Origin of the sequence: Agromyces sp. H66, from assembly GCF_004959775.1 — a bacterium.
GTDB lineage: Bacteria > Actinomycetota > Actinomycetes > Actinomycetales > Microbacteriaceae > Agromyces.
The window spans coordinates 20,969-34,919 of record NZ_SJZG01000012.1 but is presented as its reverse complement, the minus strand read 5'-3'; the positions used below and the strand labels follow the sequence as shown (position 1 = coordinate 34,919).

Below are 13,951 nucleotides of genomic sequence, written 5' to 3'. Positions count from 1 at the left end.
TGCCCGCGGCGGCGGCCGCGCGCGCGGCGTCATCGATCCCGCGCAGATGACCGAAGAGGAACGCATCGAGCACGAGCTCGCCGAGGAGGCGCGCCTCAATTCGGGCGACTGGAACGCCGTCGCTCCCGGCAAGGCGAAGGACTTCGGCGCCAGCTTCCGGCGGCTGCTCGGACTGCTCGCCCCACACAAGTGGTCGTTCGCCTTCGCGTCGCTGCTCGGCGCCATCGGCGTCGTGCTCACCGTCATCGCGCCGAAGGTGCTCGCCGAGGCGACGAACATCATCTTCGAGGGCTTCATCTCCTCGCAGATGCCGGCGGGCGTCACCCAGGCGCAGGTCGTCGACGGGCTCCGTGCCCAGGGCCAGGACGACCTGGCCAACATCGTCGAGGCCGCCACGCTCGTTCCGGGCGAGGGCATCGACTTCGTGCGGCTCAGCCAGGTCGTGATCATCGTGGTGTTCCTGTACGTCGGGGCATCCGTGCTCTCGTGGATCCAGGGCTACGTGATCAACGTGATCATGGTGCGCGCGATGTGGCGCCTGCGCGAGGACGTCGAGGCGAAGGTGCACCGCCTGCCGCTCCGGTACTTCGACCGGGTGCAGCGCGGTGAGCTCATCTCGCGCGTCACGAACGACATCGACAACATCACCCAGACGATGCAGCAGTCGCTCTCGAGCGCACTCACGAGCGTGCTCACCGTGGTCGGCGTGCTCATCATGATGTTCTCGATCTCGTGGCAGCTCGCGCTGGTCACGCTCGTGTCGCTGCCGCTCATGGGCGTCATCTTCGGCCTCATCGGGCCGAAGTCGCAGGCCGCCTTCGGCGTGCAGTGGCGCAAGGTCGGGCGCCTCAACGCCCGGGTCGAGGAGTCGTTCTCGGGCCACGCCCTGGTGAAGGTGTTCGGCCGCGAGCGCGACGCGAGCGAGAAGTTCCGCGCCGAGAACGAGGAGCTCTACGAGGCCGCGTTCAAGGCGCAGTTCCTGGCCGGCGTCATCATGCCGGGCATGATGTTCATCGGGAACCTCACCTACGTGGGCATCGCGGTGCTCGGCGGCCTCATGGTCGCGGGCGGCCAGTTGCGCCTCGGCGACGTGCAGGCGTTCATCCAGTACTCGCAGCAGTTCACGCAGCCGCTCGCCCAGCTCGGCGGCATGGCCGCGGTCGTGCAGTCGGGCACCGCGTCGGCCGAGCGGGTCTTCGAGCTCCTCGACGCCGACGAGCAGGAGGCGGACGCCGCCGACGCGCTCGAACCCGTGCAGGGCACCGGCACGATCGAGTTCGAGGACGTCTCGTTCTCGTACACGCCCGAGCGCCCGCTCATCCGGGACCTGTCGTTCCGGGTGGAGCCCGGGCAGACGGTCGCGATCGTGGGTCCGACGGGTGCCGGCAAGACGACGCTCGTGAACCTCATCATGCGGTTCTACGAGCTCGACGGCGGTCGCATCCTCCTCGACGGGCAGGACATCGCGTCGCTCACCCGGCACGACGTGCGCGCCCGCACCGGCATGGTGCTGCAGGACCCGTGGCTGTTCGCCGGCACGATCCGCGACAACATCCGCTACGGGCGCCAGACCGCGACCGACGACGAGATCCTCGACGCCGCTCGCGCGACCTACGTCGACCGCTTCGTGCACTCGCTGCCCGACGGGTACGACACCGTGCTCGACGAGGAGGCGTCGAACGTCTCGGCCGGCGAGAAGCAGCTCATCACGATCGCGAGGGCCTTCGTGTCGCAGCCCTCGGTGCTGATCCTCGACGAGGCGACCTCATCGGTCGACACCCGCACCGAGCTGCTGGTGCAGCACGCGATGGCGGCGCTCCGCAAGGGCCGCACGTCGTTCGTGATCGCCCACCGCCTCTCGACGATCCGCGACGCCGACCTCATCCTCGTGATGGAGCACGGCGACATCGTGGAGCAGGGCACGCACGACGAGCTCATCGCCGCGAAGGGCGCGTACTACCGCCTCTACAACTCGCAGTTCGAGCAGGCGGCGTACGACGTCGACGCGGAACTCGCCGCCGAGCGGGGCGAGGTCATGACCGGCCCGATCAGGACGCTCGAGGACGTCGTGGAGGAGGCCGCCGAGGCAGAGCTGAGCTGAGGCCGACGGCCGAGCCGGCACAGCGCGCGGTTCACGACCCGCAGACGAGCGAGCGGATGTCCCGACGGGGCATCCGCTCGCTCGTTTCTCATCCGACCAGGGGTCGAGCGCCTCTTCCGGGTCGAGGTTCGCGAACATACCGCGCAGTCGGTATGCTTTGCAGGCAAGGTTCGACGCGCTGCATCGACATAGACCGGTTCCGGCAACGGTCGACCTGACGAGGAGGTCTCATGCGCATCACGGGGGCAGTGCTCGAGCAATCGGGAGCCGACGCTCCCTTCGCGTCCTCGCATCCGTTCACCGTCGGATCCCTCGAGCTCGATCCGCCCGGTCCGGGCGAGGTGCTCGTGCGCATCGAGGCGGCGGGTGTCTGCCATTCCGACCTCAGTGTCGTCGACGGAAATCGCGTGCGTCCGACGCCCATGCTCCTCGGCCACGAGGCAGCCGGCGTCGTCGAGGCGCTCGGCGCCGACATCGCCGACCTCGCGATCGGCACGCGCGTCGTGCTCACGTTCCTCCCGCGCTGCGGCGATTGCCCCGAATGCCGCACCGACGGACGCCTGCCGTGTCGCGTCGGCAGCGCAGCGAACGACGACGGAACGCTGGTCGGCGGCGGCGTCCGGCTCCACCGCAGCGGGAGGGGCGGGCCCGAGATCGTCCGCCATCACCTCGGCGTGAGTGCGTTCGCGAGCCACGCCGTCGTGAGCCGCACCTCGCTCGTGCCCGTCGACGACGACGTGCCGGCCGAGATCGCGGCCCTCCTCGGCTGCGCCGTGCTGACCGGCGGCGGCGCCGTGATGAACGCCGGCCGCCCGGCACCGGGCTCTCGGATCACCGTGGTGGGACTCGGCGGCGTCGGCATGGCCGCGCTCCTCGTCGCCATCGCCCTCGGGCACGAGGTCGTGGGCGTGGACGCCCGGCCCGCGAAGCTCGAGGTCGCCCGTGCGCTCGGCGCGAGCGCCGCGTTCGGCCCGGAGGCGGTCGCCCACGCCGGCGATGCTGCCCGTGCACCGCTCGTGGTCGAGGCCGCGGGCTCCGCACGAGCCTTCGAGACGGCGTTCGCACTCACGGAGCCCGGCGGCACGACCGTCACCGTCGGCCTCCCCGCCCCCGACGCGAGATCGAGCATCTCGCCGCTCGTGCTCACCGCGCAGGCTCGCACCGTGGTCGGCAGCTACCTGGGCTCGGCCGTGCCGAGCCGCGACATCCCCCGGTACGTGGAGCTGTGGCGGAACGGCCGCCTGCCCCTCGAACGACTCGTGTCCTCGCGCATCCGGCTCGCCGACCTGGACACCGCCATGGACCGCCTCGCCGATGGCGGAGAACTGCGCCAGCTCATCGTCTTCGACTGATCGCGGTGCACTCCGCGACGTCCGACCGCCAACAGCATCGACCCCCACGAAAGGAATCCCGCATGAACCGAACCGCCATCGTCACGGGCGCCGCCCGCGGCATCGGAGCCGCCACCGCCCGTCGCCTCGCCGCCGACGGGCACGCCGTGGCCGTGCTCGATCTCGATGCCGCATCCTGCGCCGAGACCGTCGCGGCGATCGAGGCCCACGGCGGCCGCGCGATCGCCGTCGGCGCGAACGTCGCCGACGCCGCGGCCGTCGAGGGCGCCGTCACCCGCGTCGCGGCCGAGCTCGGCGCCCCGACGATCCTCGTGAACAACGCCGGCATCCTGCGCGACAACCTCCTCTTCAAGATGACCGACGACGACTGGGACGCGGTGCTCTCCGTGCACCTGCGCGGCGCGTTCCTGATGAGCCGAGCCGTGCAGGCGCACCAGGTCGAGGCGACCTGGGGCCGGATCGTGAACCTCTCCAGCACCTCGGCGCTCGGCAACCGCGGCCAGGCGAACTACGCCGCCGCGAAGGCGGGCATGCAGGGCCTCACGAAGACGCTCGCGATCGAGCTCGGGCGCTATGGCGTGACCGCCAACGCCGTCGCACCGGGCTTCATCGCCACCGACATGCTGCGCCAGACCGCCGAGCGCATGGGCATCACGAACGAGCAGCTGCTCGAGGGCGCCGCGAAGGAGATCCCGGTCGGCCGCGTCGGACAGCCCGAGGACGTCGCCGAGGCGGTCGCGTTCTTCTGCTCGGATGCCGCGAGCTTCGTCTCGGGCCAGGTGCTCTACGTGGCGGGAGGGCCGAAGGCATGACCGCAACGCTCGCCTCCCCCGAGTCGCTGCTCGACGCGGTCGGCACCGCGATCGGGCCCGGCGACTGGTTCACGATCGACCAGGCCCGCATCGACGAGTTCGCCGGGGCGACGAACGATCACCAGTGGATCCACGTCGACGTCGACCGCGCGACCGCCGGCCCGTTCGGCGCCCCGATCGCGCACGGCTTCCTGACCCTGTCGCTGCTCACGGCCCTCGCAGCGCCGCTGCTCCGCGTCGACGGCGTCGCGATGGGCGTCAACTACGGCTTCGAGCGCATCCGGTTCCTGCAGCCGGTGCGGGCCGGCTCCCGCGTGCGCGCGGTCGGCACCATCGCCGCCGCCGAGCGCGCGGCGGGCGGCATCCGGATGGTGCAGGACCTCACCGTCGAGATCGAGGGCAGCGACCGTCCGGCGCTCGTCGCCCAGTGGGTGACCCTCCTCGTGCCCGAGTGAACTCGAGTGGCCCGAGTCGACGGGTGGCCCGGGTCACCGGGTGACGCGGAGCAGCAACGCGGATGCCGCGGGCGACCATCGCCCGCGGCATCCGCGCTTCTCGGTTCGTGCGGCTCAGACCCGCTCGAGGATCATCGCCATGCCCTGCCCGCCACCGACGCACATCGTCTCGAGGCCGTAGCGGCCGCCGGTGGCCGCCAGCCCGTTGATGAGCGTCGAGGTGATGCGGGCGCCGGTCATGCCGAACGGATGCCCCACCGCGATCGCGCCGCCGTGCACGTTCAGCCGCTCGTGGTCGATGCCGAGCTCCCGCGCCGAGGGGATCACCTGCGCGGCGAACGCCTCGTTGATCTCGACCAGGTCGATGTCGTCGATGCCGAGCCCGGCGAGCGCGAGGGCGCGACGCGTCGACTCGACGGGGCCGAGGCCCATGATCTCGGGCGAGAGGGCGCTCACGCCGGTCGACACGATCCGCGCGAGCGGCGTGAGGCCGAGCTCTTCGACGACCCGGTCGGACACGACCACCACGGCCGCGGCGCCGTCGTTGAGGGGGCAGCAGTTGCCCGCGGTGACGGTGCCGTCGGGGCGGAACACGGGGTCGAGCGTCGCGAGGGTCTCGACCGTGACACCGGCCCGCGGCCCATCGTCGGCCGACACGACCGTGCCGTCGTCGAGGGTCACCGGGGTGATGTCGTTCGCCCAGAACCCCGAAGCGATCGCCGCCTCGGCACGCTGCTGGCTCGCCGCCGCGAACGCGTCCTGCTCCTCGCGGGAGATGCCGCGGATCTGCGCCACGTTCTCGGCGGTCTGCCCCATCGCGATGTACGCGTCGGGCAGGTCACCGCGGTCACGCGGATCCTGCCAGGAGGCGGCGCCGCCTGCGGCACGTTCGGCGGTGCGAGCCATCGCGGGGTCGAACAGCGGGTTCGTGATCTTCTCGCCCGGGATGAAGTCGCTGGAGCCCCGTCCGGTGTGCGTGATCGACTCCACGCCGGCGGAGACGAACACGTCGCCCTCGCCGGCCTTGATGGCGTGGAACGCCATCCGCGTGGTCTGCAGGCTCGACGAGCAGTACCGGTTCACGGTCGTGCCCGGCAGCGCGTCCATGCCGAGCAGCACCGACACGATGCGCGCCATGTTCATGCCCTGCTCGCCGCCCGGCAGCCCGGTGCCGAGCATCAGGTCGTCGATCCGGGCGGGATCGAGCGCGGGCACCTTGTCGAGCGCCGCACGGACCATCCGGGCGGCGAGATCATCCGGTCGGATGCCGGCCAGCGAGCCCTTGCGGGCGCGGCCGATGGGCGATCGTGCGGTGGCGACGATGTAGGCCTCGGTCATGCGATTCCCCTCCTCAGACGAACGCGGCGATGCCGGTGATGGCGCGGCCGACGATCAGCGTGTTCATGTCGTACGTGCCCTCGAATGTATAGACCGCCTCGGCGTCGGCGAAATACCGGGCGACGCCGTGGTCGAGCTGGATGCCGTTGCCGCCCATGATCTCGCGACACCAGGCGACGGTCTCCCGCATCCGCGCCGTGACGAAGGCCTTCGCCATCGCCGAGTGGTGGTCGCGCTGCTCGCCCTCGTCCTGCATCGCGGAGACGCGCATGCACAGGGCGATGCTCGCCGTGATGTTCGCGAGCGAGTTGGCGAGCTTCTCCTGCACCAGCTGGAATGATGCGATCGGCTTGCCGAATTGCTCACGCTCCTTGGCGTACGCGAGCGCGGCCTCGTAGGCGCCGACGGCCACGCCGATGGCCTGCCAGGCCACCTCGGCGCGGGTGAGGCGCAGCACGATGGCGACGTCGCGGAACGAATGGATGTTCTGCAGGCGATCGCGCTCGGGCACGACGACGCCGTCGAGCACGATGTCGGCGTTCTCGACGCCGCGCAGCGACTGCTTGCGCTCGATCTTCGTCGCCGTGAACCCCTCTGCGGGCTGGCGCACGATGAAGCCCTTGACCTGGTCGTCGGCGGTGTCGCGCGCCCAGATGACGACGATGTCGGCGAACGTCGCGTTGCCGATCCATCGCTTCGCGCCGTTGAGCACCCACTCGTCGCCCCGGCGGGTGGCGGTGGTCTCGAGGCCCTTCGCCGTGTCGGAGCCGTGGCCGGGCTCGGTGAGCCCGAAGGCTCCGATGACCTCACCGCGACCCATGGGCCCCATCCACTCGGCTCGCTGCTCGTCGGATCCGCCGACGCCGATGGCGTTCATCGCGAGGCCGCTGTGCACGCCGATGAACGTCGCGGTCGAGGGGTCCGCCCGCGAGATCTCGAGGGCGACCCACGCCCGGTACACGGCGCTGTTCTCGAATTGCCGGGTCTCGGGCCATCCGGCGCCGAACAGGCCGAGGTCGGCGAGGGCGGGGATGAGGTGGCGCGGGCTGCGCGCCTCGTCCCAGAGCCGGTCCGCGTGCGGCCGCACCTCGGCGTCGAGGAAGGCGCGGATCCGCGCGACGGACCGCTGCTCCTCGAGCGTCAACTGCTGTTGGAAGCCGTAGAAGTCGACCTCGAGCGGCGCGGCGGGTTCGGGTTGCAGCGCTCCGGGCTGCGTCATGGTGAGCGTCATTCGCTTCTCCGATCGTCGGTGATCGGTTCGAGTATGCATCATTTTTCAAAATGTTGCATCCGGCGCCTCGGGTTCGAGGTAGAGTTCCGGCATGCCCAGCTCCGCCACGGCCGCGACGGACCCCACCGCCACCGCCACCGATGCACCGCAGACCGACGACGCGCCGACGATCGCGACCGTCGGGCTCACCGCGGCCCCGTCGTGGCTCTCCGAGCGACTCGCCGGCGGATCGCACCCCGACGCGGTTCGCGCCTTCGGCCTGGCGCGCGAGGCGTTCATCGGCGGCCGCCGCATCGACATGGGCGGCCTCGCCACCACCCTGGGCGTCGACCGCACATCGCTCTTCCGCTGGGTGGGCAACCGCGACGCCCTGCTCTCGGAGGTGCTCTGGTCGCTCGCCATTCCGACGCTCGTGCAGGCGGAGCACGCCGCCGAGGGGCTCAGCGGAGCCGACCGGATCTCCACGGTGCTCACGCATTTCGTCGACGACCTCATCTCGGCCGACTACTTCCGCCAGTTCCTCCGCCGCGAGCCCGCGCGGGCACTGCGCCTCCTCACCACGAAGGAGAGCGAGATCCAGCGACGGTACGTCGCCACCGCCGAATGGCTCGTACGCCGCGACCTCGGCGACGAGCCGCTCGGTGGCGCCATCGACCCCGCCTCGCTCGCCTACCTGCTGGTCCGGGTGTCGGAGTCGTTCACGTACGCCGACCTCATCGCCGGCGACACCCCGAGCACCGCTCGCGCCCGGGTGGCCTTCCGCCTCCTGCTGCGGGCCGACTGACGCAGCCGGCCACCGCGACCCGCCGAACGACGCGACCGCCGACCACCGACCGAAGGGACGCCGGTGCACTACCCCGCACGCCAGCCGTTCGCCACGCGCTGGAACGACAACGACCAGTACGGTCACCTCAACAACACCGTGTACTACGAGGCGATGGACACCGCGATCAACGTGTGGATGATCGCGAACGGCGACCTCGATCCGCAGGGCTCCGCCATCGCGGTGTGCGCCGCCTCCTCGTGCGAGTTCCGGGCGTCCGCAGCCTTCCCGGAGCCCCTGGAGATCGGGATCGGCGTCGAACGGCTCGGCACGTCGAGCATCACCTGGGCACTCGGCATCCACCGCACGGATGCCGCGGAGCCGATCGCCACCGGCCGGTTCGTCCATGTCTTCGTGGATGCCGCGACCCGCACGCCGATCCCGGTCCCCGCCGGCATCCGCTCGGCCGTGGAGGGCCGCCTGCTCGCCTAGCGCCGGCTCGGGACATCCGATTCCCGTCGCTCGGTGCCAAACATACCGACCACGCGGTATGCTCATTGCCAAGCGGGCCGATCGGCCCGTCGGAGGCGCGGCCGTCGCGCGTGAAAGGTGGTCGAGATGACCGACACCCCCGGGTTGGATGTCGCGGGCCTGGCCCAGTGGCTGGCGGAGTCGCATCCCGAGCTGGTCGGAGGGCCGCTCACCGCACACCTGATCACCGGCGGCCGCAGCAATCTCACGTACCGCATCGACGGTGCGCGCCGACCGCTCGTGCTGCGCCGGCCCCCGCTCGGCCACGTGCTCTCGAGCGCGCACGACATGGCCCGCGAGCACCGCGTCATCACCGCGCTGCGCAACGCGGCGGTTCCGGTGCCGCCGACGGTGGACGTCGTCGACGACACGGCGACGGCCCGCGTCACCGGCACGCCGTTCTTCGTGATGGAGTTCGTCGAGGGTCGCGTGCTCGCCGACCCGGTGCAGAACGCCGACTTCACGTCGGCCGGCCTCGGCTCGCTGGGGCGCGAGCTCGCCGGCATCCTCGCGGAACTCCACGCGATCGACCCGGCGTCGGTCGGCCTCGAAGGCTTCGGTCGTGCCGACGGCTACCTCGAACGTCAGCTCGCGACCTGGCGCCGCCAGCTCGACGCATCGAGGTCGCGTGCGGTGCCGGCGCTCGACGAGCTGCAGGAGGGACTCGGCGAGCGGATGCCGCGTTCCGCTCGCGCCTCGCTCGTGCACGGCGACTACCGCCTCGACAACGCGCTCGTCGCAGGTTTCGGAGACACCCCCCGCATCGCCGCGATCCTCGACTGGGAGATGGCGACGCTCGGCGACCCGCTCGTCGACCTCGGCATGCTCGGTCTCTACTGGAGCATCACCGACCTCCCCGGCGGTCGGGGCGTGGCCCCGAGCGCGGTCGACCCGGCGGCGGGCTACCCCGACTTCGACGAGCTCGTCGACACCTACGCCGAGCGAGCCGGCATCGCCGTGCCCGAGCACTCGTGGTACCGCGCCTTCGCGGCGTACAAGCTCGCGGTGATCCTCGAGGGCATCCATTACCGGTACCGATCGGGCGAGACGGTCGGCGACGGTTTCGACCTCATCGGCGGCCTCGTGGAGCCGCTCGCCGTCGAGGGCCTCTCCCACGCCGCGGCCACGAGGATCTGACATGGACTTCAGCTTCGACGACCGCACCGCCGAACTCGCCGGGCGGGTGCGCGCCTTCCTCGACGAGCACGTGCTGCCCGCCGAGCCGGTGCTCGAGGAGCAGCTGGCCGCCACGCCCGACGAGTGGGGCTTCCGCCCGATCGTCGACGACCTGCGACGCGAGGCCCGCGCGCAGGGTCTCTGGAACCTGTTCCTTCCGGGCGAGCACGGCGCCGGCCTCACCAACGTGCAGTACGCGCCGCTCGCGGAGCTCACCGGCTGGAGTCCGCGCCTCGCGCCCGTCGCCCTGAACTGCGCCGCACCCGACACCGGCAACATGGAGGTCCTCGCCGAGTTCGGCAGCGACGAGCAGCGCGAACGCTGGCTGGAACCGTTGCTCGACGCCCGCATCCGCTCCGCCTTCTGCATGACCGAGCCGGCGGTCGCCTCGTCGGATGCCACGAACATCGCGACGCGCATCCGCCGTGACGGCGACGAGTTCGTGATCACGGGCCGCAAGTGGTGGTCGACCGGCGCGATGAACCCCGACTGCGAGGTGTTCATCGTCATGGGCATGACCGATCCCGACGCGCCGCGGCACCGTCGCCAGTCGATGATCCTCGTGCCCCGGGACACGCCCGGGGTCGAGGTCGTGCGCCCCCTCACGGTGTTCGGCTACGACGACCGCGACCACGGCGGCCACGCCGAGGTCGCCTTCCACGACGTGCGCGTGCCGGCGTCGAACCTCATCGCCGGCGAGGGCGAGGGGTTCGCGATCGCCCAGGCGCGGCTCGGACCCGGCCGCATCCACCACTGCATGCGCGCCCTCGGCATGGCCGAGCGTGCCCTCTCGCTCGTCGGCGAGCGCGCCCGGGAACGCGTCGCGTTCGGCGGGCCGCTCGCCGAACGCGGGGTCGTGCGCGAGTGGGCCGCCGACGCCCGCATCCAGGTGGAGTCGCTGCGCCTGCTCGTGCTGAAGACGGCCTGGCTCATGGACACCGTCGGCAACCGACGGGCGATGACCGAGATCCAGGCGATCAAGATCGCCGTGCCGCGGGCGGTGCAGTCGATCCTCGACCGCGCCATCCAGCTCTTCGGCGCCGCCGGGCTCTCGGGCGACCAGCCCCTCGCCGAGATGTTCGCCGGTGCCCGCGCGCTCCGTCTCGCCGACGGACCCGACGAGGTCCACCTCGCCGCGCTCGGGAAGGCCGAGCTGCGCCGCTGACGTCAGACGTCCGACCATCCGCATCGATCAAAGGAGATCACGACATGTCCCATACGCCCGACGACGCCATCGACGGCGACGGCCACGGCACGCTGTCGGTGGCGAGCATCCTCGCCGAGACCGCGTGGCGCAGCCCCGATCGCCCCGCGCTGCACTTCATGGGCGACACCATCGCCTACGGCCGGCTCTGGAACGAGACGCGCGCCTACGCGGGCGCACTTCGCGACCGGGGCATCCGCCGCGGCGACCGCGTGGCCATGCTCGTGCCGAACGTGCCCGACTTCCCCCGCGTCTACTACGCGGCGCTCTCGCTCGGCGCCGTCGTCGTGCCCATCCACCTGCTGTTCAAGGCGGAGGAGATCGAGTACGTGCTGCGCGACAGCGGCGCCGACCTGCTCGTGGCGGCCGGTCCGCNGCGACAGCGGCGCCGACCTGCTCGTGGCGGCCGGTCCGCTCCTCGCCGAGGCGGTCCCAGCGGCGAGCGCGGCCGGCGTGCCCCTCGTCACGGTGCTGACGCCGACCGTCGAGGCGGGCGGACCCGACCTCCCGCGGCTCGAGGCGGAGGCCGCGTCCGCGGCGCCCGTCGACCGGCACGTCGCGGTGCGCCCGACGGATGCCGCGACCATCCTCTACACGAGCGGCACCACGGGCACGCCGAAGGGCGCCGTCGGCTCGCATCTCGCGATCGTCGAGCAGGTGCACTGCGCCCTCATCGACGCGTTCGACCTGCGCGCCGACGACATCATCTTCGGCGGCCTGCCGCTGTTCCACACCTTCGGGCAGACGTCGGTGATGAACATCGCGTTCCGCCGCGGGGCATCCGTGATCCTCCTGCCGCGGTTCGATCCCGAGCAGGCGCTGGGCCTGCTCGTCGAGCACGGCGCGACCGTCTTCACCGCCGTGCCGACGATGTTCGTGGGCATGATCGAGGCGGCGCGACGATCCGATGGACGGCCGCCGCTGCGCTACGCGGTGTCGGGTGGCGCGGCGCTCCCGGTCGCGGTGCTCGAGGCGTTCGAGGAGACGTTCGGCGCCGAGGTGCACGAGGGATACGGCCTCACCGAGACGGCGCCCACGGTGTCGTTCAACACGGTGTACGAGCCCATCCGGCCGGGCACCGTGGGGCGGCCGTTCTGGGGCGTCGACGTCGCGATCGCCGAGGCCGAGGTCGAGGGCCGCATCGAGTTCGCCGAACCGGGTGCGCTCGGCGAGATCGTGGTGCGCGGCCACAACCTGTTCAAGGGATACATCGGGCGGCCGGATGCCTCGTCCGAGGCGGTCGTCGACGGCTGGTTCCGCACCGGCGACCTCGGCACCATGGTCGAGGGCGTCATCACGATCGTCGACCGCAAGAAGGACATGATCGTGCGGAACGGCTACAACGTGTACCCGACCGAGGTGGAGGCCGTCATCGCCCGGCATCCGGCGGTGGCGATGGCCGCGGTGTTCGGTCTGCCCGACGACACGCACGGGCAGGAGATCCACGTCGCGGTCGTGCCCCACGAGGGCCAGGACGTCGATCCCGAGGAGCTCATCGCCTTCACGCGGGAGCGCATCGCGGCGTACAAGTACCCGCGCGTCGCGCATGTCGTGGAGTCCCTTCCGCTCGGCGGCAGCGGGAAGATCGTGAAGCGCACCCTGGTCGAGCAGTTCAGCGCCGTGCGCAGGTGACGCGGGCCGCCACCACGCCGTCGCAGCACGAAGGATGCCGCGGGCCGATCTGGCCCGCGGCATCCGTGTTCCTGCTCCGCTACGGCTTCGGGATCCCGTCGCCGGCGAGCGGCACCGGCTTCGCCTCGACCTCCTCGACCGACTCGCCCTCGAGCGCGTAGGTGACGCCGATGAAGTCCTGCACGCCCTGGTCGACGGTGGTGATGCCGACGCCGGTGTACGCGGCGTGCTCGTCCTCGCCGAAGGCGAGCGGGAGGATGCCGTTGCCCTCGAGCTCACCCGACGAGATGGCGGCGAGCAGGCTCTCGCGGGTCGGGCTCTCGCCGGCCTTCGCGAGCGCCTCCGCGAACAGGTAGCCGACGCTCATGCCGTACACCGTGTTGCCGTCGAACGGCGCGCCGGCGTTGTACTCGTCGTTGATCTCGCGGAAGAGCTTCGACCACTCGTCGTCGGGTCCGAACGGCAGGTAGTTGGTGCTGGTGAAGCCCTGGAGGAGCTGCGGCGCGAGGTCCTCGCCGAGGAATCCGACGAGCGTCGGGTAGTCGCCGCCCGACGAGGAGGAGATCCACTGGGGGAACCAGCCGAGCTTCGCCGCCGTGCCGACCGCGAGTGCCGTGAAGCCGTTCACCGTCGCGAGCAGGTTGATCTCGCACCCGGCGGCCTTCATCGCACCGATCTGGGCCGTGACGTCCTGGTTCGACACCGAGTAGCGCTCGACGGCCGCGAGCCCGTCGGCGCCGAGGACCGTCTCGGCGCCCTCGATGAACTCGGCACCGAAGTCGTCGTCCTGGCCGAGCAGGCAGACGACCGCGTCGGGATGCTCGTCGGCGGCGTACCGAGCCAGCGCCGCGCCCTCGACGACGTAGTCCGCATTGAGCGCGAACGTCATCGGGTACTCCTCGGGCTGGTTCCAGCTCGTCGAGCCCGAGGCCACGAAGAGGTCGGGCACCCCGTTCTGGTTGAGGTAGTCGAGCACGCTGGTGTGCGTCGGGGTGCCGAGCCCGTTGAGGATCGCGAAGACCTCGTCCTCCTGCACGAGTTCGCGCACGACGGTCTGGGTGGTCGCCGGGTTGTAGCCGTCGTCCTTGACGAGGTACTCGATCGAGCGCCCGTTGATGCCGCCGTTGTCGTTGACGTAGTCGAAGTACGCGCTCGTGGCGGCCGAGATCGACGAGTAGCCGGCGGCCGCGGGCCCCGTGAGGGGCTGGTGCGAGCCGATCGTCACGGTGTCGTCGGTGACGCCCGGGGTGTCGGCGGCGACGCCCGGCGTGCTGCAGGCGCTCACGGTGAGGAGCAGCGCGGATGCCGCGACGACGGCGGCCGCCCGCGTGGTTGGTGCTCGGTGCTGTGACATGG

Annotated in this window: 11 protein-coding genes and 1 pseudogene; 9 read left to right on the top strand and 3 right to left on the bottom strand. The window is 71.3% G+C overall.

Translation table 11 applies throughout. The features are described 5' to 3' along the window. The first annotated feature begins 46 nt into the window (after nt 1–46). The 4 genes from EZM51_RS16915 (at nt 47) to EZM51_RS16900 (ending at nt 4,720) form a co-directional block, all read left to right on the top strand. A complete protein-coding gene (locus tag EZM51_RS16915) occupies nt 47–2,101 on the top strand; it encodes an ABC transporter ATP-binding protein (RefSeq protein ID WP_136709576.1) in 2,055 nt (684 codons plus the stop codon). 230 nt (nt 2,102–2,331) lie between these two features. After that, nucleotides 2,332–3,453: an alcohol dehydrogenase catalytic domain-containing protein gene (locus EZM51_RS16910; RefSeq protein WP_136709485.1), complete on the top strand. Its 1,122-nt coding sequence runs from the start codon at nt 2,332–2,334 to the stop codon at nt 3,451–3,453. 62 nt (nt 3,454–3,515) lie between these two features. Beyond that, entirely contained in the window at nt 3,516–4,265 is a 750-nt protein-coding gene (fabG, locus tag EZM51_RS16905) for a 3-oxoacyl-ACP reductase FabG (RefSeq protein ID WP_136709484.1), read from the top strand. After that, on the top strand, nt 4,262–4,720 hold the full coding sequence (locus EZM51_RS16900) for a MaoC family dehydratase (protein ID WP_136709483.1): 459 nt from the start codon (nt 4,262–4,264) through the stop codon (nt 4,718–4,720). The genes fabG and EZM51_RS16900 overlap by 4 nt, the downstream gene beginning before the upstream one ends. Nucleotides 4,721–4,834: 114 nt before the next feature. On the opposite strand, the gene EZM51_RS16895 is transcribed toward EZM51_RS16900, so the two are convergent. Beyond that, nucleotides 4,835–6,058 (bottom strand): acetyl-CoA C-acetyltransferase, encoded by a 1,224-nt coding sequence (locus EZM51_RS16895; RefSeq protein ID WP_136709482.1) that lies wholly within the window; start codon nt 6,056–6,058, stop codon nt 4,835–4,837. Between the two features lie 13 nt (nt 6,059–6,071). After that, nucleotides 6,072–7,289: an acyl-CoA dehydrogenase family protein gene (locus EZM51_RS16890; protein ID WP_136709481.1), complete on the bottom strand. Its 1,218-nt coding sequence runs from the start codon at nt 7,287–7,289 to the stop codon at nt 6,072–6,074. A 91-nt stretch (nt 7,290–7,380) separates the two neighbouring features. On the opposite strand from EZM51_RS16890, the gene EZM51_RS16885 reads away from it, so the two are divergent. From EZM51_RS16885 to EZM51_RS16865, 5 genes and pseudogenes are all read left to right on the top strand, one after another. Next, a complete protein-coding gene (locus tag EZM51_RS16885; RefSeq protein ID WP_169053954.1) occupies nt 7,381–8,073 on the top strand; it encodes a QsdR family transcriptional regulator in 693 nt (230 codons plus the stop codon). 63 nt (nt 8,074–8,136) lie between these two features. Further along, nucleotides 8,137–8,544, top strand: a complete 408-nt coding sequence (locus EZM51_RS16880) for a thioesterase family protein (RefSeq protein WP_136709480.1) — start codon at nt 8,137–8,139, stop codon at nt 8,542–8,544. Between the two features lie 126 nt (nt 8,545–8,670). Further along, complete coding sequence (locus EZM51_RS16875) at nt 8,671–9,720, top strand: phosphotransferase family protein (protein ID WP_136709479.1); 1,050 nt, start codon at nt 8,671–8,673, stop codon at nt 9,718–9,720. A gap of 1 nt (nt 9,721) precedes the next feature. Next, nucleotides 9,722–10,924, top strand: coding sequence for an acyl-CoA dehydrogenase family protein (locus tag EZM51_RS16870; RefSeq protein ID WP_136709478.1), 1,203 nt, complete (start codon nt 9,722–9,724; stop codon nt 10,922–10,924). Nucleotides 10,925–10,968: 44 nt separating this feature from the next. Further along, nucleotides 10,969–12,595 (top strand): annotated as a pseudogene (locus EZM51_RS16865) (AMP-binding protein). Nucleotides 12,596–12,674: 79 nt separating this feature from the next. Here EZM51_RS16865 and EZM51_RS16860 read toward each other — a convergent pair. After that, the gene (locus EZM51_RS16860) at nt 12,675–13,949 is read right to left on the bottom strand and encodes an ABC transporter substrate-binding protein (protein ID WP_136709477.1); all 1,275 of its coding nucleotides are present in this window, start codon (nt 13,947–13,949) and stop codon (nt 12,675–12,677) included. Between the last annotated feature and the right edge of the window lie 2 nt (nt 13,950–13,951).

Coding starts and splice junctions, on each gene's coding strand:
- EZM51_RS16915 (WP_136709576.1), top strand. CDS start 47: ATGACCGAAGAGGAACGCATCGAGCACGAGCTCGCCGAGGAGGCGCGC.
- EZM51_RS16910 (WP_136709485.1), top strand. CDS start 2,332: ATGCGCATCACGGGGGCAGTGCTCGAGCAATCGGGAGCCGACGCTCCC.
- fabG (WP_136709484.1), top strand. CDS start 3,516: ATGAACCGAACCGCCATCGTCACGGGCGCCGCCCGCGGCATCGGAGCC.
- EZM51_RS16900 (WP_136709483.1), top strand. CDS start 4,262: ATGACCGCAACGCTCGCCTCCCCCGAGTCGCTGCTCGACGCGGTCGGC.
- EZM51_RS16895 (WP_136709482.1), bottom strand. CDS start 6,058: ATGACCGAGGCCTACATCGTCGCCACCGCACGATCGCCCATCGGCCGC.
- EZM51_RS16890 (WP_136709481.1), bottom strand. CDS start 7,289: ATGACGCTCACCATGACGCAGCCCGGAGCGCTGCAACCCGAACCCGCC.
- EZM51_RS16885 (WP_169053954.1), top strand. CDS start 7,381: ATGCCCAGCTCCGCCACGGCCGCGACGGACCCCACCGCCACCGCCACC.
- EZM51_RS16875 (WP_136709479.1), top strand. CDS start 8,671: ATGACCGACACCCCCGGGTTGGATGTCGCGGGCCTGGCCCAGTGGCTG.
- EZM51_RS16870 (WP_136709478.1), top strand. CDS start 9,722: ATGGACTTCAGCTTCGACGACCGCACCGCCGAACTCGCCGGGCGGGTG.
- EZM51_RS16860 (WP_136709477.1), bottom strand. CDS start 13,949: ATGTCACAGCACCGAGCACCAACCACGCGGGCGGCCGCCGTCGTCGCG.